20 protein-coding genes are annotated in these 21,459 nt (G+C 66.3%); 10 read left to right on the plus strand and 10 right to left on the minus strand.

What is annotated here, in order from left to right:
* Nucleotides 1-8 precede the first annotated feature (8 nt).
* Entirely contained in the window at nucleotides 9-434 is a 426-nt protein-coding gene (gene hemJ, locus ACWGRX_RS25000) for a protoporphyrinogen oxidase HemJ (protein ID WP_291637486.1), read from the plus strand.
* Nucleotides 435-661: 227 nt separating this feature from the next.
* Entirely contained in the window at nucleotides 662-1,927 is a 1,266-nt protein-coding gene (gene rho, locus ACWGRX_RS25005; protein ID WP_291637484.1) for a transcription termination factor Rho, read from the plus strand.
* 81 nt (nucleotides 1,928-2,008) lie between these two features.
* On the opposite strand, the gene ACWGRX_RS25010 is transcribed toward rho, so the two are convergent.
* The gene (locus tag ACWGRX_RS25010) at nucleotides 2,009-4,012 is read right to left on the minus strand and encodes a thioredoxin domain-containing protein (protein WP_452119755.1); all 2,004 of its coding nucleotides are present in this window, start codon (nucleotides 4,010-4,012) and stop codon (nucleotides 2,009-2,011) included.
* Between the two features lie 61 nt (nucleotides 4,013-4,073).
* Between ACWGRX_RS25010 and mnmE the strand changes: the two genes are divergently transcribed.
* The 5 genes from mnmE (at nucleotide 4,074) to ACWGRX_RS25035 (ending at nucleotide 9,766) form a co-directional block, all read left to right on the plus strand.
* The gene (mnmE, locus tag ACWGRX_RS25015; RefSeq protein ID WP_452119756.1) at nucleotides 4,074-5,384 is read left to right on the plus strand and encodes a tRNA uridine-5-carboxymethylaminomethyl(34) synthesis GTPase MnmE; all 1,311 of its coding nucleotides are present in this window, start codon (nucleotides 4,074-4,076) and stop codon (nucleotides 5,382-5,384) included.
* A gap of 89 nt (nucleotides 5,385-5,473) precedes the next feature.
* Nucleotides 5,474-7,366 carry a tRNA uridine-5-carboxymethylaminomethyl(34) synthesis enzyme MnmG gene (mnmG, locus tag ACWGRX_RS25020; RefSeq protein WP_452119757.1) on the plus strand — a complete coding sequence of 631 codons (1,893 nt, stop codon included), beginning with the start codon at nucleotides 5,474-5,476 and terminating at the stop codon, nucleotides 7,364-7,366.
* On the plus strand, nucleotides 7,363-8,016 hold the full coding sequence (gene rsmG / locus ACWGRX_RS25025) for a 16S rRNA (guanine(527)-N(7))-methyltransferase RsmG (RefSeq protein ID WP_452119758.1): 654 nt from the start codon (nucleotides 7,363-7,365) through the stop codon (nucleotides 8,014-8,016). The genes mnmG and rsmG overlap by 4 nt, the downstream gene beginning before the upstream one ends.
* Nucleotides 8,013-8,843: a ParA family protein gene (locus tag ACWGRX_RS25030; RefSeq protein WP_452119759.1), complete on the plus strand. Its 831-nt coding sequence runs from the start codon at nucleotides 8,013-8,015 to the stop codon at nucleotides 8,841-8,843. The genes rsmG and ACWGRX_RS25030 overlap by 4 nt, the downstream gene beginning before the upstream one ends.
* 35 nt (nucleotides 8,844-8,878) lie before the next feature.
* Nucleotides 8,879-9,766 (plus strand): ParB/RepB/Spo0J family partition protein, encoded by an 888-nt coding sequence (locus ACWGRX_RS25035; protein ID WP_452119760.1) that lies wholly within the window; start codon nucleotides 8,879-8,881, stop codon nucleotides 9,764-9,766.
* Between the two features lie 113 nt (nucleotides 9,767-9,879).
* Here ACWGRX_RS25035 and holA read toward each other — a convergent pair whose 3' ends face one another.
* From holA to leuS, 3 genes are read right to left on the minus strand one after another with little or no spacing between them, the layout of a single operon-like run.
* Nucleotides 9,880-10,905 carry a DNA polymerase III subunit delta gene (gene holA, locus ACWGRX_RS25040; RefSeq protein WP_452119761.1) on the minus strand — a complete coding sequence of 342 codons (1,026 nt, stop codon included), beginning with the start codon at nucleotides 10,903-10,905 and terminating at the stop codon, nucleotides 9,880-9,882.
* Nucleotides 10,906-10,921: 16 nt separating this feature from the next.
* The gene (locus tag ACWGRX_RS25045; protein WP_291637467.1) at nucleotides 10,922-11,467 is read right to left on the minus strand and encodes an LPS assembly lipoprotein LptE; all 546 of its coding nucleotides are present in this window, start codon (nucleotides 11,465-11,467) and stop codon (nucleotides 10,922-10,924) included.
* Entirely contained in the window at nucleotides 11,454-14,078 is a 2,625-nt protein-coding gene (gene leuS / locus ACWGRX_RS25050) for a leucine--tRNA ligase (protein ID WP_452119762.1), read from the minus strand. Before leuS ends, ACWGRX_RS25045 begins: the two co-directional genes overlap by 14 nt.
* Nucleotides 14,079-14,189: 111 nt before the next feature.
* Here leuS and ACWGRX_RS25055 point away from each other — a divergent pair, with 111 nt between their 5' ends.
* Nucleotides 14,190-14,867, plus strand: coding sequence for a YggS family pyridoxal phosphate-dependent enzyme (locus ACWGRX_RS25055; protein WP_452119763.1), 678 nt, complete (start codon nucleotides 14,190-14,192; stop codon nucleotides 14,865-14,867).
* A 55-nt stretch (nucleotides 14,868-14,922) separates the two neighbouring features.
* On the opposite strand, the gene ACWGRX_RS25060 is transcribed toward ACWGRX_RS25055, so the two are convergent.
* The 3 genes from ACWGRX_RS25060 to ACWGRX_RS25070 form a co-directional block, all read right to left on the minus strand.
* Nucleotides 14,923-16,692 carry a sensor domain-containing diguanylate cyclase gene (locus ACWGRX_RS25060; protein WP_452119764.1) on the minus strand — a complete coding sequence of 590 codons (1,770 nt, stop codon included), beginning with the start codon at nucleotides 16,690-16,692 and terminating at the stop codon, nucleotides 14,923-14,925.
* A gap of 136 nt (nucleotides 16,693-16,828) precedes the next feature.
* Nucleotides 16,829-17,206 carry a glyoxalase superfamily protein gene (locus ACWGRX_RS25065; protein ID WP_452119765.1) on the minus strand — a complete coding sequence of 126 codons (378 nt, stop codon included), beginning with the start codon at nucleotides 17,204-17,206 and terminating at the stop codon, nucleotides 16,829-16,831.
* A gap of 152 nt (nucleotides 17,207-17,358) precedes the next feature.
* Complete coding sequence (locus ACWGRX_RS25070) at nucleotides 17,359-17,910, minus strand: L,D-transpeptidase family protein (RefSeq protein ID WP_452119766.1); 552 nt, start codon at nucleotides 17,908-17,910, stop codon at nucleotides 17,359-17,361.
* 275 nt (nucleotides 17,911-18,185) lie between these two features.
* On the opposite strand from ACWGRX_RS25070, the gene ACWGRX_RS25075 reads away from it, so the two are divergent.
* Complete coding sequence (locus tag ACWGRX_RS25075; protein ID WP_291637456.1) at nucleotides 18,186-18,872, plus strand: response regulator transcription factor; 687 nt, start codon at nucleotides 18,186-18,188, stop codon at nucleotides 18,870-18,872.
* A 4-nt stretch (nucleotides 18,873-18,876) separates the two neighbouring features.
* Entirely contained in the window at nucleotides 18,877-19,341 is a 465-nt protein-coding gene (locus tag ACWGRX_RS25080) for a cyclic nucleotide-binding domain-containing protein (protein ID WP_291650330.1), read from the plus strand.
* Nucleotides 19,342-19,371: 30 nt separating this feature from the next.
* Here the strand turns inward: ACWGRX_RS25080 and xth are convergent, their stop codons facing one another.
* From xth to ACWGRX_RS25095, 3 genes are all read right to left on the minus strand, one after another.
* Nucleotides 19,372-20,187: an exodeoxyribonuclease III gene (gene xth, locus ACWGRX_RS25085; RefSeq protein WP_452119767.1), complete on the minus strand. Its 816-nt coding sequence runs from the start codon at nucleotides 20,185-20,187 to the stop codon at nucleotides 19,372-19,374.
* Between the two features lie 140 nt (nucleotides 20,188-20,327).
* On the minus strand, nucleotides 20,328-21,125 hold the full coding sequence (locus ACWGRX_RS25090; protein ID WP_452119768.1) for an outer membrane lipoprotein carrier protein LolA: 798 nt from the start codon (nucleotides 21,123-21,125) through the stop codon (nucleotides 20,328-20,330).
* 208 nt (nucleotides 21,126-21,333) lie between these two features.
* A partial coding sequence (locus tag ACWGRX_RS25095; RefSeq protein ID WP_452119770.1) for a DNA translocase FtsK occupies nucleotides 21,334-21,459 on the minus strand: 126 nt, incomplete at its 5' end.

Raw genomic sequence — 21,459 nt, forward strand, 5'->3', positions numbered from 1 at the left:
TGGCCGCCGTGAGCTATGAGTGGATCAAAGCCTTCCATGTGATCGCGATCATCGCCTGGATGGCGGGCATGCTCTATCTGCCGCGCCTGATGGTCTACCATGCCGAGGCGCAGATCGGCTCGATCCAGTCAGAGACCTTCAAGATCATGGAAAGGCGGTTGCTGAAGGGCATCATCAACCCGTCGATGACGCTGGCCTGGATCCTCGGCCTCTACCTCGCCTGGAGCGGCTTCGCCTTCAAGGGCGGCTGGCTGCACGGCAAGATCCTGCTCGCTCTGGTGATGTCCGGCATCCATGGCTACCTGGTCGGCCGGGTCCGCGCCTTCGCGCAGGACCGCAACGACAAGTCGGCGCGCTTCTACCGGATCCTCAACGAGGTGCCGGCGGTGATCATGGCGGTGATCGTCATCCTGGTGATCGTCAAACCGTTCTGAGGCGGGATTTGCGGTTTCCCGCTTGAGCGACGCTGGGAAAGCAGCTATCAGAAGTTGCGCTTCCTGTTTGCGTCCTTCCTCTCGTCGACGGCTCGTGCCACGACTGCTCCCGCAGGCGACCACGACATCCCGACATGTGGGCCATCCGCCCCATCCCGTCGATCCCCTCCTCTGCCTCCGCCCGAGGCTCCCCGCCCGGGCCGTTAACACCCAGACCCAGGTGCCCCATGCGGGAAATCAAGCTTCACGAACTCAAGGTCAAAACGCCGACCGAATTGCTGGCCTTCGCCGAAGGCATGGAAGTCGAGAATGCGAGCACGATGCGCAAGCAGGAGCTCATGTTCGCGATCCTGAAGCAGCTGGCGGCGAAGGAGACCGAAATCCTCGGCGAAGGCGTCGTCGAGGTGCTGCAGGATGGCTTCGGCTTCCTGCGTTCTTCCGATTCGAACTACCTGCCCGGCCCGGACGACATCTATGTCTCGCCCTCGCAGATTCGGAAATTCGGCCTGCGGACCGGTGACACGGTCGAAGGCCCGATCCGGGGACCCAAGGATGGCGAGCGCTATTTCGCCTTGCTCAAGGTCAACACGATCAATTTCGAAGACCCCGAGAAGATCCGGCACAAGATCCATTTCGACAATCTGACGCCGCTCTATCCGGATGAGCGGCTCAAGCTCGAAGTGCAGGATCCGACCAAGAAGGATTTCTCGCCGCGCGTCATCGACATTGTCGCGCCGATCGGCAAGGGCCAGCGCGCCTTGATCGTGGCGCCGCCGCGCACCGGTAAGACCGTGCTGCTGCAGAACATCGCACAGTCGATCACCACCAATCATCCCGAGTGCTATCTGATCGTCCTCCTGATCGATGAGCGGCCAGAGGAAGTCACCGACATGCAGCGCTCGGTGAAGGGCGAGGTGGTGTCCTCGACCTTCGACGAGCCCGCGACCCGTCACGTCCAGGTTGCCGAGATGGTGATCGAGAAGGCCAAGCGTCTGGTCGAGCATGGCCGCGACGTCGTCATCCTGCTCGATTCGATCACGCGCCTCGGCCGTGCCTACAACACCGTCGTGCCGTCCTCCGGCAAGGTGCTGACCGGCGGTGTCGACGCCAATGCGCTGCAGCGCCCGAAGCGCTTCTTCGGCGCGGCCCGCAATATCGAGGAAGGCGGCTCGCTGACCATCGTCGCGACCGCGCTGATCGATACCGGCAGCCGCATGGACGAAGTCATCTTCGAGGAGTTCAAGGGCACCGGTAATTCGGAAATCGTGCTCGACCGCAAGGTGGCGGACAAGCGCATCTTCCCTGCGATCGACATCCTCAAATCGGGCACCCGCAAGGAAGAGCTCATCACGCCGCGCTCGGACCTGCAGAAGACCTATGTGCTGCGCCGCATCCTCAACCCGATGGGCCCGCAGGACGCGATCGAGTTCCTGATCGACAAGCTACGCCAGACCAAGCAGAATTCCGAGTTCTTCGACTCGATGAACACCTGATCGGCGATCATCGCCGCAGTGAAATGCAGAGGCCCCGGCTTCAAGCCGGGGCCTTTTTCGTCAGCGAGGTCCCGTCGAAGATCAGTGCGTGCCTGCGACCGCCCCGGCCAATCGATTCGGCTCCGTGACGGGCGGCAGGCAGCTTCCATGCCGGCAGATGAAGGCGGCACCAGAGCCTGCCTGCCTGGCATAGGCGTGGGCGGGATGATCGGCCGGCAGGCCGGCGGGATCGGGGCAGTCGACGAGGATGCTCGTCAGATGCGGTAGTGCCAGGGCCGCCTCGCGGAAGGCTTCGCGATCCGGCCCGGCGAGCACGATCTCGACGCCATTGCGCGCGAGGTCATAGGCGTTCAGCGCCGAGCCATGAGCCATCGGGGCGCGGGCGGCCGCGGCGAGTATGGCCGCGAGAAACCGGTCGGCCTGCTCGCGATCCGTGGGCAGGCCGGTCTGCGCGGCGATGCGCAACAGATTGGCGGCGTGCAGGCCATTGGCATTGGGCACGGCATCGTCGTGAGTCGGCTTCGGTATGACCGGGAGTTCCGCAGAGTCAGCCCGAGTCATGCGCAAGAACCGCGACCCCGGCTCGCGGTAGTACCGCTCCAGATGCAAGCTCCAGCGTCTGGCGAGAGCGAGGTAGTGCTGATCTCCCGTTGAGTCATGCAGCGCCAGAGCGGCATCGGCCATCGCGGCATGGTCAAGCGCGAAGCCCGGCGCGATCAGCCGACCGCCCCGGTACGAATGGGCGAGGCCATCACCACCCGCCATGGATTCGGCAACGAAACGAAAGGCGTCGACGGCGAGCGGAATCCAGTCTTTTCGTCCGAGGAGTCCGGCTGCACGGACGAGGCCCGAAATCATCAGCCCGTTCCAGTCGGCCAGGATCTTGTCATCGCGACCAGGCGGGACACGCTTGCTGCGGGCGGTGAGCAGGCTGGCGCGCAGCTCGGTGAGAACCGCCGCGATGTCCGGCGACGGATCGGGCGTATCGAGCCGGTTCAGGATGGCGTGGCCTTCCCAATTGCCTTCGGCGGTCACGTCATAGTGCTGCGCGAACAGGGCCGCGTCGTCCGCCTCGAGCAGCCGTGCGAGCTCCGTTGCCGTCCAGACATAGAACCTGCCCTCCTCGCCTTCCGAATCGGCGTCGAGGCTGGCGGCGAAGGCGCCTTCCGGCAGAAGCATGTCGCGCTCCAGCCAGGCGACGATGCCCTCCGCGGCCTCCAGCATCAGCGGATCGTTCGTCCGCGCCGCCTCGAGCGCGTAGAGCGGCAGCAGCTGGGCATTGTCGTAGAGCATCTTCTCGAAATGCGGCACGAGCCAGCGCTCGTCGACCGCATAGCGGGCAAAGCCGCCGCCGAGATGGTCATGGATGCCGCCGCGCGCCATCCGCTCGAGCGTCCGGCTCACCGCCTGCCTGGAATCATGATCGGCGCTGCGCTGTGCATGGCGCCAGAGCAATTCGATCAGGCCGGGATTGGGGAATTTCGGGGCGCCGGCGAGCCCGCCATGATCGCGGTCGAAGCGCCTGGCAATGCCGCGGGCGATGCCGTCGAGATCGGGCTCCGGCACGGCGTCCTCGAACCTGTCGGCCTCGCTCTGCTGCAGGGCATGCCGGATCGCCTCGGCATTGCGGCGGATGCGTTCGGGATCCTCGCGGTGGATGCCGGCGAGCTGGCGCAGCACGGAGACGAAGCTCGGCCTGCCATAGCGCGCCGTGGGTGGGAAATAGGTGCCGCCCCAGAACGGCGCACCGTCGGAATCGAGGAACATGGTCAGCGGCCAGCCGCCCTGCTCGCCGAGACTGTGCAGCGCGTTCATGTAGACATGGTCGATATCAGGCCGTTCCTCGCGATCGACCTTGATGTTCACGAAGAGCTCGTTCATCACCGCGGCTGTCGCGGGGTCCTCAAAGCTTTCATGCGCCATGACGTGGCACCAGTGACAGGCGGCATAGCCGATCGAGAGCAGGACCGGACGCCGGCTCATCCTCGCCTCGGCAAAGGCTTCCTCGCTCCATTCCCACCAGTCGACGGGATTGTCGCGATGCTGCAGCAGATAGGGGCTGGCGGCTTGCTTGAGGCGGTTCATGGGCGGGCTTCCGAGACGGAGCCGGCCAGGCTTATGGGATAGGCCGGCGGAGGAGCACGGTATGACTGGAGCAGCCTATCCGACGATCGTGGCGCTGTCCTCTGCCGCTGGCCGGGCCGGCGTCGCCGTGGTGCGGGTCTCCGGCACCCAGGTCCGATTCGTTCTCGAAACGATTCTGGGAACGGTGCCGAAGCCGCGGCTCGCCAGGCTTTCGGCCATGCGAGATTGCGATGGAGAGGTGATCGACCAGGGCCTGGCGCTGTATTTTCCGGGCCCGGCGAGCTTCACGGGCGAGGATGTCGCGGAGTTCCAGGTGCACGGCTCGCGGGCAGTGCTGTCGCGGCTGCTGAAGACTCTCGCCGCCCTGCCCGGTCTGCGGCTCGCGGAGCCCGGCGAATTCACAAGGCGTGCCTTCGAGGCCGGAAAGCTCGATCTCGCCGCTGTCGAGGGCCTGGCCGACCTGATCGATTCGGAGACGGAATGGCAGCGTCGTCAGGCACTACGCCAGATGGAAGGCGCGCTCGGCATCGCCGCGGCCGAATGGCGTGCAGCGCTGATCAAGGCGATGATGCTGCTCGAGGCGGAGATCGATTTTGCCGATGAGGGCGATGTTTCGGGGCCGCTGATCGAGGAGGCGGTCGGCATCGCGCGGACGGTACTACCGAGCCTTCAATCCGCGCTGGGCAGCTTCAGGGCTGGCGAGCGGGTGCGCGAGGGCTTCGTCGTCGTGCTGGCCGGGCCGCCCAATGCCGGGAAGTCGAGCCTGCTCAATGCGCTGGCGCGCCGCGACGTCGCCATCGTCTCGCCGATCGCCGGCACGACCCGCGATGCGATCGAGGTCCGGCTCGATCTCGACGGCATTCCCGTCCTGCTGGTCGATACGGCGGGCCTGCGTGAGAGCGCCGACGAGATCGAAGCGGAGGGCGTGCGGCGGGCGCTGCAGCGCGTTGCCGATGCCGATCTCACCCTGAACCTTCGGGCAATCGATTCGGACCCGGTATCATTGCCCGCGGGCGCATCGAGCCTGGCGATCGCCACCAAGATCGACCTGCCGGGGCGGCAGGTTCCGGGCGAGGTCGGCGTCTCCGCGCAGAGCGGTGCCGGGCTGGGCGAACTGACCGCCCTGATCGGCGCGCGCTTGCGTGCGATGGCCAGCCCGGAACCGGCACTGCTGACGCGCGAACGGCAGCGGATCGCCGTCGGTGAAGCGGTTGCCGCGATCCTCCGCGCCGAGGCGCTCGATCATGGCCCACCCGAACTGATCGCCGAGGAATTGCGGCTGGCGGCAAGAGCCCTGGAGCGGCTGGTCGGCCGGATCGATGTCGAGGACGTGCTGGACAGCCTGTTCTCCGGCTTCTGCATCGGCAAATAGATCGCGCGCCATGCGCGATTTCAGATGGCGAGGCCGCGATCACCGGTGTTTTCATTGACCGCGCCGATCGGCTTGGCTAGCGAAGAAGCATGTCTGACAGCATCGGAACGACGCATTACGACGTGATCGTCGTCGGCGGTGGCCATGCCGGGGCGGAAGCCGCCGCCGCGGCCGCTCGGCTCGGCGCGCGCACGGCCCTGCTCACCCACAAGCTCGCCACCATCGGGGTGATGTCCTGCAATCCGGCGATCGGCGGGCTCGGCAAAGGCCATCTCGTCCGCGAGATCGACGCGCTCGACGGGATCATGGCACGCTGTACCGACCAGGGTGGCATCCAGTTCCGCATGCTCAACCGGCGCAAGGGCCCGGCGGTGCGCGGGCCGCGGGCCCAGGCCGACCGGAAGCTCTATCGCGAGGCGGTGCAGGCGGCGCTCTCCGGTTGTTCCGGACTCGATCTGATCGAGGGCGAAGCCTTCGATCTCGATGTCGCGGACGGTCAGGTTCGCGGGGTGGTGCTCGCCGATGGACGTCGATTCGGTTGTGGAACGGTCGTGCTGACGACCGGCACCTTCCTGCGCGGCCTTGTCCATATCGGCGAGAAGAAGATCGCGGCGGGGCGGGTCGACGAGGCGCCTTCGGTCGGGCTTTCGCTTACCCTGGAGCGCTACGGCTTCCCGCTCGGCCGCCTGAAGACCGGGACGCCGCCGCGGCTCGATGGCCGCACGATCGACTGGGCGGCGCTGGACATGCAGGCCGGCGATGACCCGCCGGAGCCGTTCTCGGCGCTGACGGCGGCGATCACCACGCCGCAGATCGCCTGCGGCATCACCCGCACGACGCTCGCGACCCATGAGCTGATCCGCGCCAATCTGCATCGTGCGCCGATGTTCTCCGGGCAGATCGAAGGCCGCGGCCCGCGCTATTGCCCGTCGATTGAGGATAAGGTCGGCCGGTTCGGCGATCGCGACGGCCATCAGGTCTTCCTCGAGCCGGAGGGATTGGACGATCCGACGGTCTATCCGAACGGGATCTCGACCTCGCTGCCCGAGGACGTCCAGCTCGGACTGCTGAAGACGATTCCGGGGCTCGAGCGCACCAGGATGCTGCGGCCGGGCTATGCGATCGAGTATGATTTCGTCGATCCGCGGGCCCTGACGGCCAGTCTCGAGACGCGCGCGATTCGCGGGCTTTTCCTCGCTGGTCAGATCAACGGCACGACAGGTTACGAGGAGGCTGCCGGCCAGGGCCTGGTGGCGGGTCTCAACGCTGCCCGGCGTGCCGGCGGCAGCGAACCGATCGTGCTCGACCGGTCCCAGTCCTATATCGGCGTGATGATCGACGATCTGGTGACGCGCGGCGTTACGGAGCCGTATCGGATGTTCACCTCGCGCGCCGAATTCCGGCTCTCGCTGCGGGTCGACAATGCCGATGAACGCCTGACCGGGCTCGGGATCGCGCTCGGTCTGGTCGGTGCGACGCGGCGCGCCAAGTTCGAGATGCGCCAGGAGCAGATCGCGGGGCTGACAGGGCAGCTGAAGCAGCGTGTGCTGACGCCGTCCGAGGCAACGGCAGCCGGCTTGCAGGTCAACCGGGACGGGGTCAAGCGCAGCCTTTTCGAGATCCTCTCCTATCCGGGGATCGAATTTGGCGCCTTGGCCAGGGCCTGGCCCGATCTCGCAGGCTATCCGGAGGATGTGACGATGCGCGTCAGCGCCGACGCGACCTATGCCGTCTATCTCGACCGGCAGTCGGCGGAGATCGATTCCTATCAGCGCGACCAGGCGCTGAGCCTGCCGCAGGATCTCGACCTCGCTGGGATCTCCGGACTTTCCAATGAGTTGCGTGCGAAGCTCGAAGCCGCGCAGCCCGCCAATCTGGCGCAGGCCGGCCGGATCGAAGGCATGACGCCGGCAGCACTGACCTTGCTGGCGGCGCATGCGCGGCGAAGAAAATCCGCAACCGTCACCGCAGCGGTATCATGACTGTGCGTACAGTTGATAACTCGGACCGTCAGCGCGGTTTGAGCTTGACTCCTGTTTCACGTGAAACAGAGGAGCGCCTCGCCATCCTCGTCGCCGAGCTCGAGCGCTGGCAGCGTGCCAAGAATCTGGTTTCGACTGCGACGCTCGACGAGGTCTGGACCCGGCACATCGCCGATTCGCTGCAGCTCTTCGACCATGCGCCCGAGGCCCGGCGCTGGCTCGATCTCGGTTCCGGCGGCGGCTTTCCCGGTCTGGTCCTCGGAATCCGACTGGCGGAAGTCGGCGGACATATCGATCTGGTCGAGAGCAACGCGCGCAAATGCGCCTTTCTGCGCCATGCGGCCAGGCTCACCGGCGCAGCGGTGACGGTTCATGCGGCCCGGATCGAGGATGCGATGCCGCGATTTCTCGGCAAGGTCGATGTGGTGACGGCGCGGGCGCTGGCATCTTTGCCGCTCCTGCTCGACTGGTGCAAAGATCTGTTGAGAACCGGTGTGATCGGGGTCTTTCCGAAGGGACAACATCTAGATGCCGAATTGACCGAGGCTTCTAAATATTGGAAGATTCAGGCATCAACGTTTCCTTCCGTTACGGATTCGGCGGCGCGTATCCTGGTGATCCGCAACGCTCAGAAGCGGACCGACCCATGAACGACCTAGGCCCTCGGCCAAGCTCCGGCCGGCCTCGTGTCCTGGCCCTCGCCAATCAGAAGGGCGGCGTCGGCAAGACCACGACGGCAATCAATCTCGGCACCGCGCTGGCAGCAATCGGCGAGAAGGTGCTGATCATCGATCTCGACCCGCAGGGCAACGCCTCGACCGGGCTCGGCGTCGATCGCAAGAGCCGGCGCGCCTCGACCTATGACGTGCTGTGTGGCGATATCGGCCTCGGCGCCGCAATGCAGGCGACGGCCGTTCCCAATCTGTTCATTGCGCCCTCGACGCTCGACCTGCTCGGCGTCGAGCTGGAGATCGCCAGCGAGAAGGATCGGGTGCAGCGCCTGAAGAAGGCGGTCGACGAGCTCGAGCACGACCAGCGCTGCAATGACCTGACCTATATCCTGATCGACTGCCCGCCCTCGCTCAGCCTGATCACGATCAACGCGATGACGGCGTCGGATGCCGTGCTGGTGCCGCTGCAATGCGAGTTCTTCGCCCTGGAAGGCCTCAGCCAGCTTCTGAAAACGGTCGAGCAGGTCCGTGCCGGCCTCAATCCGCGCCTGATCATCCAGGGCGTGGTGCTGACCATGTACGACCCGCGCAATAATCTCTCCGGCCAGGTCATGGCCGATGTCCGCGACTTCCTCGGCGACAAGGTCTACGAGACGGTGATCCCGCGCAATGTGCGGGTGTCCGAGGCGCCGTCCTATGGCAAGCCCGCGCTTCTCTATGATCTGCGCTGCGCCGGTTCGCAGGCTTATCTCAGGCTGGCCTCCGAAGTCATCAGGCGCGAGCGCAGTCTGCGCGCCGCCGCCTGAACCCGAAAAGACGTAGAAAGTTCAAGAGGTTGACGATGGCTGAGGAACAGGGACGCTCGCGTCTTGGCCGTGGTCTCGCCGCGCTTATCGGCGATGTCGGAGACGAGATCGGCGCGATGGAGCGGGCGCGGGGCCAGCGCAAGGTCCCGGTCGAGTTCCTGCGGCCGAGCGCACGCAATCCGCGTCGCCTCTTCGACGATGCCGAGCTCGACGACCTTACCGCATCGGTGCGGGAGCGCGGCATCCTGCAGCCGATCATCGTGCGGGCCTTCCCGGGCATGCTCGACGCTTACGAGATTATCGCCGGCGAACGGCGCTGGCGGGCGGCCCAGCGCGCTGGGCTTCACGAGGTTCCGGTCATCCAGGTCGAGGCCAATGACCGTGAGGCACTGGAGATCGCGATCGTCGAGAATGTGCAGCGCGCCGATCTCAACGCGATCGAGGAGGCGGCGGGCTATGAGCGCCTGATCGCCGAATTCGACTATACCCAGAACGATCTCGCCAAGGTGATCGGCAAGAGCCGCAGCCATGTCGCCAATACGCTGCGCCTTAGCAAGCTGCCGGAGCCGGTGCGGCAAATGGTCAGCGAAGGCGCAGTTTCGGCCGGTCATGCCCGCGCCTTGCTCTCTGTTTCGGACCCGGAACAGGTCGCCAAGCGGATCGTCGAACAGGGACTGACGGTGCGCGATATCGAGCGGCTCGGTCAGGAGGAAGCGCGCGGTGAGACCAAGAGCGTCCCGCATGCTGCTGCAGCGCCAAGGCCGGAGAAGGACCCGGATACCCGAGCCGTCGAGAAGGCGCTGGAAGAGGCGCTGGGCCTGAGCGTCGCGATCAAGCACCGCGCCAATGGCGGCGGCGAGATGAAGATCTCCTACAAGACGCTGGAGCAGCTCGATGCCCTGTGTCGGCGGCTGAAGGCCTGATCAGAGCATTTTTCCAGCGAAGCGGGCTCCGGCTTGCCTGGTAAAATGTGCTATCTTCTTGATTATGCAGAGGATCTTTCCAAAGGGTGGGATCCGCTTTTCGGTCCGATGCTCTAGCCGCGTCCGGAGGACGCCATGCGCGTCAGCGTCCAGAGCGCCCGCATGGCCACGGGGCGGCTCATCTCGCCATCGCGACGCACCGCGACCATCGCGGCGCCGAGAACAGCGACGGCATCCTTCAGCTTGAGGGCGTTCCAGGCGCCGAGGGCCGCCTCGGCCTGTGCCAGGCGGGGATAAGGCAGCCGCATGGCCGCGACCGCGTCGCGGGCGCTGCGGCCGCTGTCGAGCGCGAAGCGCGCCTTCATCAGGGCGAGCGCATGGCGCAGCACCGCTCCGAGCAGCACGCCCATGTCGAGCCCCTCGCCGGTCAGCTTGGCGAGCGCCAGATCGAGCCCGGCAAAGCGGCCGGCGAAGACGGCATCGACAACGCTCGCCTGTTCCCGCTGCGCGGTATCGCCGACCACGGCCTCGACATGGGCGAGGCTTATGCCGGCGTCCTGGCCGGCATAGAGGATCAGCTTGTCGATCTCCTGCCGCGAGGTCTGGCGATCGCCGCCGAGCAACCCGACCAGCGCCTCGCGCGTCGCCCGATCGATGGTCTTGCCGGCGCCACGCACCATCTCGTCGACGATGCCACCGAGATCGCGCGCCGCATCGCCATAACAGGGCACGGCGAGGGCGCTCCGGGCTTTCTCGCAAGCGGTTCGCAGCGGGTTGGAACGCTGCAGGTCGCCGGCCTCGACGATGACCACCGCATCCTTCGAGGGCGTCGCCAGCAACGGCTCGACCGCGGCCAGCAGAGGCTTGGAGGTCACGGAAACGCGGATGGCGCGTCGGCCGCCGAACAGGCCGATCGTGTTGGCCTCGTCGACCAGTTTGAGCGGATCTCCGGCGATGTCGTCGCCGCTCATCCGCACCAGCTGGAAGGCATCCTGCGGATCGTCGACGCTGGTCCGCGCCAGCGCGGCCGCGCGCTCCGAGACGAGCCCGGCATCGGGACCGTAGAACAGGAAGAGCCGCCAAGCCGGATCCGGCCGCGCCAGCGTCCGGTCGGCTTCATGGGCCTTGATCGTCGCCATGGCGGCCGGGCCGCCTTCAGGCGGTCAGGTCGGCGGCGATACGGGCGCGGATCAGCTGGGCCAGATTCTTGGCTGCCCGGATCTGGGCGTCGCGCGCGGCCCGCAGGCTGGCGAAACGTTGGGTCGAGCGTTCATAGGGTGCGCGCACCACGCTCTGCCCGGAGGCGATGACCTCGTTGGAACCGTTGCGGAGCAATTGCCAGTCGGCCGTCGCGACCAGAATCGCCGAATCGGCGCGGCCATTGGCGTAGTCGACGGTGATGACCTCGAGCGTCTCGCTGGTGGTGGCGACGAGGCGGAACTTCTTCTGCAGATCGGGCGCGCCGCCGCCATCGAGCTCGAAGACGAGTTCGTTGCGCAGATAGTGGCCGACCAGGCCCTTGATCTCGGGCACCTCGATGCTGAGCATGGCATTGCGGACATTGTCGCCGACCTTGCTCACCGTACCGTCGGCATAGAGTGGCCGGAAACAACCGCCGGCGAGTGCCGCCAGGGTGAGAGCGGCGGCCAGTGCGAGTGGCCGGCCGCGACGGCGGGTGGATCCGGCTTCAGACGACGACATTCACGATTCTCCCGGGAACCACGATGATCTTGCGGATCGTCCGGCCTTCCAGCGCCCTGACAACGGCCTCGGAGCCGCGTGCAGCCGCTTCGACCGCCTGCGGATCGGCGTCGGCCGCCACGGTCAGCTCCGCCCGCTTCTTGCCGTTGATCTGCACGGGAAGGATGATGCTGTCATCGCGTAACAAATCCGTTTCCGCTTCCGGCCAGGCTGCTTCGCCGGCGAGGCCCGGCAAGCCCAGCGCCTGCCAGCATTCCTCGGCGAGATGCGGCATCATCGGGGCGACAAGCTGCGTCGCGATCATGGCGGATTCATGCAGGGCGAAGCCGATATCGGCCGGAAGCTCGGCGCTTTCCGCCGCGGCATCGGCCGTCTTGGCGATGGCGTTGGTCAGCGAATAGACCTGCGCGACACAACGGTTGAAGGCGAGCCGCTCGATATCGGCGCCGACCGCATGCAGGGCCCGGTGGCTCGCCTTGCGCAGCAAGGTGGCGGCATCGCCGAAGCCGGCAGGGCGGCTGACCTGGTTGCCGGTGCGCGCGGCGATCTCGCTGACCAGACGCCAGAGGCGCTGGACGAAGCGGGCGGCACCCTGGACGCCTTCGTCGCTCCAGATCACGTCGCGATCCGGAGGGGAATCGGAGAGCATGAACCAGCGAGCGGTATCGGCGCCGTAGGAGGCGATGATGTCGTCGGGATCGACGACGTTCTTCTTCGACTTCGACATCTTCTCGATCGAGCCGATCTCGATCGGGGCGCCGGTGTCGACATGGAAGCCGCGCCGCTCGCTGCCATTGCTCTCGATGCGGACATCGCCCGGCTCTACCCAGGCGCCGTCCTGCGCCCGATAGGTCTCGTGCACGACCATGCCCTGGGTGAACATGCCGTCGAAAGGCTCGTCGACGCCGGCATGGCCGGTCGCCTTCATGGCGCGGGTGAAGAAGCGCGAATAGAGCAGGTGCAGGATCGCGTGCTCGACCCCGCCGATATACTGGTTGATCGGCAGGAAGCGGTCGACCGCGCTGCGCTCGGTCGGGCTGGTTTCGAGCCAGGGATTGGTGAAGCGCGCGAAATACCAGGACGAATCGACGAAGGTGTCCATCGTATCGGTTTCGCGGCGCGCCGGCTTGCCGCATTGCGGGCAGGCGACATGCTTCCAGCTCGGATGATGGTCGAGCGGGTTGCCCGGCTTGTCGAAGGAGATGTCGTCCGGCAACTTCACCGGCAGCTGCTCCTCCGGCACCGGCACCGTGCCGCAATCGGCACAGTGGATGATCGGGATCGGGCAGCCCCAGTAGCGCTGGCGCGAGATGCCCCAGTCGCGCAGGCGGAAATTGACCTTGCGCTGGCCGACCGGACGGTTGCCGCGGGTTTCCGCCTCGAGGCGCCGCGCGACATCCTCTTTCGCCTCCGGAATGGTCATACCGTCGAGGAAGCGCGAATTGATCATCCGGCCATCGTCGGTATAGGCGGTGTCGGTGATCACGAAGCTCGCGGGATCGACGCCCTCCGGGCAGACCACCGGGGTATTGCCGAGGTCGTATTTGTTGACGAAGTCGAGGTCGCGCTGGTCATGCGCCGGGCAGCCGAAGATCGCGCCGGTGCCGTATTCCATCAGGATGAAGTTCGCCACATAGATCGGCAAAGTCCAAGTGGAATCAAAGGGATGGACGGCGCGCAGGCCGGTGTCGAAGCCGAGCTTGCCGGCCTTGTCGATCGCCTCCTGGGCGGTGCCGGTGCGCTTGCACTCGGTTATGAAGGCCTGCAGCTCGGGGTTGTCGCGCGCTGCCGCCTTGGCGAGCGGATGGTCCGCCGCAACCGCCATGAACTTCGCGCCGAACAGCGTGTCCGGCCGGGTCGTGTAGATTTCCAGCTCGTCCTGGCCGAGCCCGTTCGATTCGAGCGCGAAACGAATCAGCAGCCCTTCGGAGCGGCCGATCCAGTTCTTCTGCATCAGGCGGACCTTGTCCGGCCAGCGCTCCAGCCCGTCGAGCGCGTCATTGAGCTCCTGGGCATAGTTGGTGATCTTGAAGAACCACTGCGTCAGCTCGCGCTGCTCGACGACGGCACCCGAGCGCCAGCCGCGGCCGTCGATGACCTGCTCATTGGCGAGCACGGTCTCGTCGACCGGGTCCCAGTTGACCTTGGCGGTCTTGCGGTCGACCAGCCCGGACTTCAGGAAATCGAGGAAGAGCTTCTGCTGGTGGCGGTAATAGCCGGGGTCGCAGGTGGCGAGCTCGCGGCTCCAGTCGAGCGACAGGCCCATCGACTGCAGCTGGGTGCGCATCGTCGCGATATTGGCATAGGTCCATTCGCGCGGATGCACCTTGTTGGCCTTGGCGGCGTTCTCCGCCGGCAGGCCGAAGGCGTCCCATCCCATCGGATGGAGCACGGCGAAACCCTTGGCGCGCTTGTAGCGTGCGACAACGTCGCCCATCGCGTAGTTCCGGACATGGCCCATATGAATGCGTCCCGAGGGATAGGGAAACATCTCGAGGACGTAATAGGCCGGGCGCGTATCGTCGTTGCGGGTCTCGAAGAGCTTGCGCTCATCCCAGACCTTGCGCCATTTCGGCTCGGCTTCCTTCGGATTGTAGCGTTCGGCGGCCATGCTGATCGTGTCGTTCTTGCGTGATCGGACTCGCCCGGACTAGGACACCATCGGACGCGCCGGGTCAATGTTTGGAACGGTTTGGCTGCGATGCGGGCAAGGGGCGAGACAATGCAGGATGCACTGACGGGATTGCAGGAGACCAAAGCCGCGATCGCGCGAGCCGCGGATGATTTCGGCCGCAAGCCCGAGGATGTGACGCTGATCGCCGTCTCCAAGACCAAGCCGGTGGACGCGATCTTGCCGGTTCTCGAAGCCGGGCAGATCGATTTCGGCGAGAACTATGTGCAGGAAGCCAAGGCGAAATGGCCGGAGCTGCGCGAGCGCTTCCCGCAGGCAAGGTTGCACATGATCGGGCCGCTGCAGTCCAACAAGGCGAAGGAGGCGGTGGCGCTGTTCGATACGATCCACTCGCTGGACCGCGAGAGCCTCGCCAAGGAATTGTCGCGCGAGATCGCCCGCAGCGGCCGCGCGCCGCGGCTGATCGTCCAGGTCAACACCGGGGCCGAGCCGCAGAAGGGCGGCGTGCTGCCGGCCGATGTGGACGCCTTCCTGACGAGCTGCCGGGTGACCTACGGGCTGGAGATCGAGGGGCTGATGTGCATCCCGCCGGCCGACGAGCCGCCCTCGCCGCATTTCGCGCTGCTCGCCAAGATCGCCAAGCGCAATGGCCTGCCGATCCTGTCGATGGGGATGAGCGCCGACTATGAGGCGGCCATCCAGCTCGGAGCGACGCATGTGCGCGTCGGCAGTGCGATCTTCGGCGCGCGCGACTACGGAACTACCTGACAAGCCGCTGATATCGCTGGTCTATTTCCGGTAGTGCCGGGTATGGCCGACCTGCTCAGGAGTCGGCCGGGGCCGGCGCTCGTTCGGCTTCCGCCAGCACGACGCGGTTGCGGCCGAAGGCTTTAGCCGCATAGAGCGCCTTGTCGGCACGCTCGATCACATCCTCGATATCGCGATCCTGCTCGCAGACGATGGCGGCGCCGACGCTGATGGTGAGCTCGATCTGGGCGAGACCCTGCGTCACCACGGTCGCGCCGATTGCTTCGCGGATGCGGTTGGCAAGATTCTCGGCGCCCTGCGCATCGGTCTCGCGCAGCAGCACGACGAACTCCTCTCCGCCAAAGCGCGCCACCTTGTCGGTCGTCCGGATCTGGCCGGCGATGATCTTGGAGACGGCGCGGATGACCTCGTCGCCCGCGGCATGGCCGAATGTGTCGTTGATCCGCTTGAAGTGGTCGATGTCGAACATCAGCACGCCGAGATTGCGGCGGTAGCGCTTGTAATAGTTCATCGCGTCTTCGGCGAAGGGCAGGAAGGCGCGACGGTTGAGCAGCCCGGTCAACGGGTCGGTGTCGGCGAGGATCTGCAGTGTGTGCAGGTCGGAGCCGAGGCGGCGGGTCTTCTCCTCGGCTTCGAGCGCCTGCTTGTCGGCCTTGGCCTTGACGTCGCGAATGATCGTAGCGGCGTCGCGCGCGCCCTTCTCGGCGGTTCCCAGGCGGCGCAGCAGCGATCGCAGCGCGGCCGAGAGCTGGAGGATGTCGCGCGAGCCGTGCTGGCGCCTGATCCCGGCGGCGCTCGGATCGCGGCCGATCAGGTCCACCGATCGGCAGAGGGTTCTTAGCGGCCTGGTGACGGTGCCAGCGAGGAACCAGGCAAGCGCGGCACCGATGGCCGCGACTGCCAGGCCGAGCAAGGCGATTATGGCGGTGAGGCGATTGGCCGGCGCAAGCGCGACATCGACCGGGCGCCGGGCGGCGACGACCCAGCCGAGGCCCGGATAATCGTCCAGCCCCTTGGTCGCAGAGAGTGCCGTCAGCATCGGCTGATTGCCGGACCGGTCGACGAAGGAGACGCCGTGGCGGGCTCCAGCGATTTCTGTGCTCTCGAAACGCTTGGCGCCTTTCGGACCGAGCAGCACGGTGCCGTCGCGGCCGAGCACCCAGAGTTCGGAAGCGAGGGCGGGATCGTGGTTGCGCAGGACGTTGTCGCGCAGGGTGCCGGCCCAGTTCCAGCTTAGATGAGCGCCGAGGACGCCGACCTTGGCGCCGGTCGGGTCGAAGACCGGCATGGCAACGTCGACGAAGCGAAAGGGCGCCTCGTCCGGGCTCTTGCGCAACAGCGAATCGAGCAGCTTGGCGTCGTGGACGTCCTCTACAGCTGGCCCAGCGAGACCGCTGATGAACCAGGGGCGTTGGGCAACAGAGACGCCTTCGAGCATGCCGCGGGTCGCGGCGCGGACATTGCCGCTTGGCTCTGCGAGGCCGAGCCAGGCATAGTCGCTGAGGCCCGCCTGCAATTGCATCAGGACCGCCCGGACCCGCGCCGGATTGTCCTGCCAGAGACCGCGCAGCGGCTCCATCTCGGCCAGATTCTTGATCTCGCGGTAGCGCTCGAACATGTTCTGGTCGAGCCGGTCCGACATCGTGCGGGCGAGCGCGACGAGTTCGAGATTGGCCTCGCGCACCGCATCCCGGCGGGCGAGCCAGGCGGCCCCGGCTGCCGAGACGGCGACGACGACGATGCAGAGTAGGCCGGCCATGGCGGCGGTCTGCTGGCGCAGCGTCAGGCGATCGGCCAGCCCGATCAGTGACAGGCGCTTTGGCATGATCCTCTCCGGCAATAGCGCCGAAGAGGATCGATCGTCTGGGCGAATCGTCGGTTAACGAATGCCGACCGTCGCCGGCGATGGTTTGCGGCTCGTGAACGACCGCGCTCGAATGCGTTCCACGGTCATCTATGCTCTAGATCGGCTGGCCGACATCGATGCGGTTGCCGTCGGGATCCTCGAAGACGAAGGCACGCAGGCCGTAATCCTTGTCGCGCAGGCCCTTGACGATGCGCAGCCCATGCGAGCGGCAGAGCTCATGAAAGGCGTTGACGTCCGCGACCATCATGTGGGCGATGTTGAAAGGCGCGGCCTTATGGTCCTTCTGCAGGGTCAGATGGATCTCGGCGCCGTCCTTCTTCAGGATCATGAAGCCGACCGGCTGGCCGTTCTCGAAGGTTTTCGTGAAGCCGAGCACGCCGGCGTAGAAGGCGTGGGCGCGCGCCATGTCCCGGACGGGGAACATGGCGGCGACGCGGCCGAAGCCGATCGGGCGAGGAGAAGAATCGCTCATGGCAAGGTCTCGCTGCGCGGCTCAGCGTGCCTGCCTGGGCGGTGCCAAGTCGGGACGCTGCCGCGAATCTGTTCGTCGAGACGGTGCTCCCAGCCAGTATCGACGGGGTGGCGGGCTTTGCAAGCCTCGTGGAAGGCCGAGCCGCGTGGCTGCTAGCGGACGACCAGCGTGCAGGCTCGGGCCAGTCTTGGCAGGACCTTGGCGAAGACATGGCCCTCGACCGCGACGCAGCCGGCGGTCGGCGTGAAGCCGGGTCTGGCCAGGTGCCAGAAGATCGCGCTGCCGCGACCGCGCCTGACAGGTGCGTCGTTCCAGCCGAGCTCGACGATGATGTCGTAGAGATGGTCGGTGCGGGCGAGCCGCTCCTCGGCCTCGCCCGGCGGGCGGTCGATCAACCGGTTGTAGCGCCGGTCGGCCATGTCGTCGCACCAGGCGTCGCGCGGGCCGATCCGGCGCGCCGGCAGAAGGCTCGCGGGGCGCGGCAGCCGGTCGCCGCGGAAGAACAGGCGGCGCAGCGGCAGTTTCGCCCTGGGGGTGCCGCCATCGCCTTCGCGCTTGTCGACTTTGATGCCGGAGCGGCCGAGCGCGCAGGGAAAGACCGCTGCGCCGGCCTTCAGGAAACCCTTGCGCGGATCGCGCACCGAGCGCACCACGATGATCTGCGTCAACCGGCTCGCGCCGGCACGGTTTTCAGCTTTGTTCACGGCGATCCTTGTCCTGGACGGCTTGCCGGCGCCTTTGTTGGGCCGATTGCTGCAAGATTCGCGTCGGAGGGTTAGCGGCGGGTGAACGCGAAAGTTCGCTTGCGATCGGCTCTTGCGCGCGCCGGCGCCACGCCGCGACTGCGCCAAGCGGGACAAATTAGAAAAACGTGATCGCCGGCATAGGCTTGGCGAATGGCCTGCGTGAAAAACCGGTTCCCACTTTTTCCTGCCATGCTCTAGTGTCGGCACGAACGCAATCGAGCTGAATCGGTCTCATGTCAGCCACGCATCATATCCTGCTCGTCGACGACGACCAGAGTCTGCGCGACGCGCTCGCCGAGCAGCTGGCGCTCTATGACGAGTTCCGGGTTTCTTCGACCGAAACGGCGACCGGCAGCGTCAGGATGGTCCAGGCCGAGCGTGTCGACCTCGTCGTGATGGATGTCGGCCTGCCCGACATGGACGGGCGCGAGGCGGTCAAGCTGATGCGCAAGAACGGCTTCAAGAGCCCGGTGATCATGCTAACCGGCCAGGGCTCGGACGCCGACACCGTGCTCGGGCTCGAGGCAGGCGCCAATGATTACGTCGTCAAGCCGTTCAAGTTCGCCGTCCTGCTCGCCCGGATCCGGGCCCATCTGCGGCAATACGAAGCCAGCGAGGACGCGGTCTTTCAGGTCGGGCCCTACACTTTCCATCCGGGCTCGAAGCTCCTGGTCAACGCCAAGGGCTCGAAGACCAAGCTGACCGAGAAGGAAACGGCGATCCTGCGCTTTCTCTACCGTGCCGGGCGCAAGCCGATCGCGCGCGAGGTGCTGCTGCAGGAGGTCTGGGGCTATAATTCGCAGGTCACGACCCATACGCTGGAGACGCATATCTACCGGCTTCGGCAGAAGATCGAGCCCGACCCCGCCAATGCCCGCCTCCTCGTGACCGATGCCGGTGGCTATCGGCTGAACCCCTGAGATCATGGCCCTCAACGACGACATCGCATTCCTGGCCCGGCAACCGCTGCTGAGCCTGATGGATCGCGACGCGCTGCGCCTCGTCGCCTTCGCGGCGGAAAGCCGCAGCTTGCGCGCCGGCGACGTGCTGTTCCGTCGTGGCGAGGGCTCGGACGGCGCTTTTCTCGTCGTCTCCGGCGCGGTCGCGCTCAGCCGCGAGGATGACGGGCGCCCGGCGGAGGAGATTGCCGGGCCGGGTGCGCTGATCGGCGAGCTCGCTCTGTTCGCGGCGCTGGAGCGGCCGGCGACGGCGATCGCGCGCGAGCCGACGCAGGTGATGAAGCTGTCGCGCAGCGTGATGCGGCGGGTGCTCGCCGAATCGCCGGATTCGGCGGCTGCCCTCGCGCATGCGATCGAGGAGCGGCTGACGGAGTTCACCGGCGAACTCGCCTCGGTCGGCATGTCGCTCCGGGCGATCGACTGGCGTTGAGCGGCTGCGTCCTCGCGGGTCGCGGGCGCGTCAGAGCTCCAGCGTCGCCGTGACCGGGACGTGGTCGGAAGGGCGCTCCCAGCCGCGTGCCTCGCGCAGGAATTCGAGATCGCGCAGGGTCGGCTTCAGCCCGTCCGAGAGCCAGATATGGTCGAGCCGGCGGCCGCGATTCGAGGCTTGCCAGTCGGCGGCGCGATAGCTCCACCAGCTGTAGAGCTTTTCCGGTTCTGGTTTCAGGGTGCGGGCGGCGTCGGTCCAGCCGAGCTCGCTGCGCAGCTTTTCCAGGGTCTGCGTCTCGATCGGGGTATGGCTGACGACGTCGAGGAGCTGCTTGTGACTCCAGACATCGTGCTCGTAGGGGGCGATGTTGAGGTCGCCGACCAGGATGCTCGGCCGTCCCGACGGGTTCCTGGCCACGCCCCAGGCGCCGAGCGCGTCGAGGAACTGCAGCTTGTGTGCGAATTTTGGGTTGGCCTCGGGATCGGCGATGTCGCCCCCGGCCGGGATGTAGAAGTTATGGATGGCGATGCCGGCGGCCGCTCCGGCGCCCTTGTCGAGCACGACGCTCATATGGCGGGCGTCGTTGCGCTCGCACATCGCCATTGCTTCCGTCTCGGAGAAGGGCAGCTTCGAGACGATGGCGACGCCGTTATAGCCCTTGTTGCCGATGAAGGCCTGGTGGACATAGCCGGCTTCGGCGAAGGCCTTGGCCGGGAACTGCTCGTCCGGCGTCTTGGTCTCCTGCAGGCAGAGGATATCGGGACTGTGCTTCCCGAGAAATTCGGTGACCATGCCGATGCGCAGGCGCACCGAATTGATGTTCCAGGTGGTGACGTCGAGCTTCACGCGCAGGATCCGGACGGCGGGGAGCCGGAAACTGGGTCGCCGCGCGCGGAAATGCAAGCGCCATGGTAGCCGCAGCGTCATTCCGGCGCGACCTGCCGGCCGGGCCCGAGGGTTGCGGCCGGAACGGCGTCAGATGTGGCTCAGAGCACGCGCTCGTAATTGATCACGAAATTCTTCTGATCGGGCCGGCGCTGGGTGTCGAGATTGTAGAGCGAGACCGAGGTCTCGTAGCCCTGCGGGTCGATCACCACCCATTGCCTGAGCTCGTTGGCGGTCAGGTCGAAGTTCAGGGTGATCTTCGAGGTGCCGCCGAGCGTCGAGCGGTCCTCGATCTTGACCGAGAGGATGTCGCCCTTGGTGCTGACGCCGGTCACGGTCGAATCCCGCGCCAGGTCCATATGCTCCTTGAGCAGGAATTTCAGCGGCGTCTGGCCGATCGAATAGAGATCCTGCGTCGCCAGCTTCTTGTCGCGGATCGCGACCGAGGTGCCGTCAGCGATCACTTCCATCGTCACCGGCGGACGGTATTCGAAGCGCATCTTGCCGGGGCGCTGGACATAGATCTTGCCCTCGAAGCGGCGGCCATCGGCGGCGAACTGGATGAAGTCGCCCTGCAGGGTGGCGAAGCCGTTGAAATAGGCGTTCAGGCGCTCGACTGCTTCCGGCTTCGACAGCGGGGCGGATGGCCGCGAGGGCTTGGCGGCGGGCGTCGGGCGCGGCTCGTTGGTTGCGGCGACGACTGCGGCCGGCCCAGGCGCTGCGGCGGCGTCGACCCGCGGCATTCCAAGGCCGGGCGGCCGGGCGGGCGGCAGGGGGATGGCCCGCTGGCTCGTCTTCGGCGCCGGCGGCTGGGCTGCTGGCTTGATGTCGAGCGGCTGCGACATGACAGGCCCCGACGCCAGCGCGAGCGCCAGGGCGGCGGCTGCGAGAGCTGGCATGGGGAGCGAGGGCTTCATGAGACGGTACGGTTCCGTTTGACTGCTTGATAAGGATATCGTGGCGGCGCCGGCTGCCGGCAAGGGCTCAACGCCGCAGTCGCTGGCAAGGTTGCACATTGCTCATGGCATTTTCAGGACCGCTTTCGCGCGAACAAGGTCGGAACATGGCGGAAATGGCCGGTCATGCCCTGCCTTCGCCGCTGCGGGGCTAATCCTCGTCCTCGCGCGCACGCGAAGTCTCCACCAGGATTTCGCGTTTTCCGGCGTGGTTTGCGGGGCCGACGATGCCCTCGTTCTCCATGCGCTCCATGATCGAGGCGGCGCGGTTGTAGCC

The sequence above is a fragment of the Allobosea sp. NPDC055594 genome (assembly GCF_053618995.1).

Coding starts and splice junctions, on each gene's coding strand:
- rho (WP_291637484.1), top strand. CDS start 662: ATGCGGGAAATCAAGCTTCACGAACTCAAGGTCAAAACGCCGACCGAA.
- ACWGRX_RS25010 (WP_452119755.1), bottom strand. CDS start 4,012: ATGAACCGCCTCAAGCAAGCCGCCAGCCCCTATCTGCTGCAGCATCGC.
- mnmE (WP_452119756.1), top strand. CDS start 4,074: ATGACTGGAGCAGCCTATCCGACGATCGTGGCGCTGTCCTCTGCCGCT.
- mnmG (WP_452119757.1), top strand. CDS start 5,474: ATGTCTGACAGCATCGGAACGACGCATTACGACGTGATCGTCGTCGGC.
- rsmG (WP_452119758.1), top strand. CDS start 7,363: ATGACTGTGCGTACAGTTGATAACTCGGACCGTCAGCGCGGTTTGAGC.
- ACWGRX_RS25030 (WP_452119759.1), top strand. CDS start 8,013: ATGAACGACCTAGGCCCTCGGCCAAGCTCCGGCCGGCCTCGTGTCCTG.
- ACWGRX_RS25035 (WP_452119760.1), top strand. CDS start 8,879: ATGGCTGAGGAACAGGGACGCTCGCGTCTTGGCCGTGGTCTCGCCGCG.
- holA (WP_452119761.1), bottom strand. CDS start 10,905: ATGGCGACGATCAAGGCCCATGAAGCCGACCGGACGCTGGCGCGGCCG.
- ACWGRX_RS25045 (WP_291637467.1), bottom strand. CDS start 11,467: ATGTCGTCGTCTGAAGCCGGATCCACCCGCCGTCGCGGCCGGCCACTC.
- leuS (WP_452119762.1), bottom strand. CDS start 14,078: ATGGCCGCCGAACGCTACAATCCGAAGGAAGCCGAGCCGAAATGGCGC.
- ACWGRX_RS25055 (WP_452119763.1), top strand. CDS start 14,190: ATGCAGGATGCACTGACGGGATTGCAGGAGACCAAAGCCGCGATCGCG.
- ACWGRX_RS25060 (WP_452119764.1), bottom strand. CDS start 16,692: ATGCCAAAGCGCCTGTCACTGATCGGGCTGGCCGATCGCCTGACGCTG.
- ACWGRX_RS25065 (WP_452119765.1), bottom strand. CDS start 17,206: ATGAGCGATTCTTCTCCTCGCCCGATCGGCTTCGGCCGCGTCGCCGCC.
- ACWGRX_RS25075 (WP_291637456.1), top strand. CDS start 18,186: ATGTCAGCCACGCATCATATCCTGCTCGTCGACGACGACCAGAGTCTG.
- ACWGRX_RS25080 (WP_291650330.1), top strand. CDS start 18,877: ATGGCCCTCAACGACGACATCGCATTCCTGGCCCGGCAACCGCTGCTG.
- ACWGRX_RS25090 (WP_452119768.1), bottom strand. CDS start 21,125: ATGCCAGCTCTCGCAGCCGCCGCCCTGGCGCTCGCGCTGGCGTCGGGG.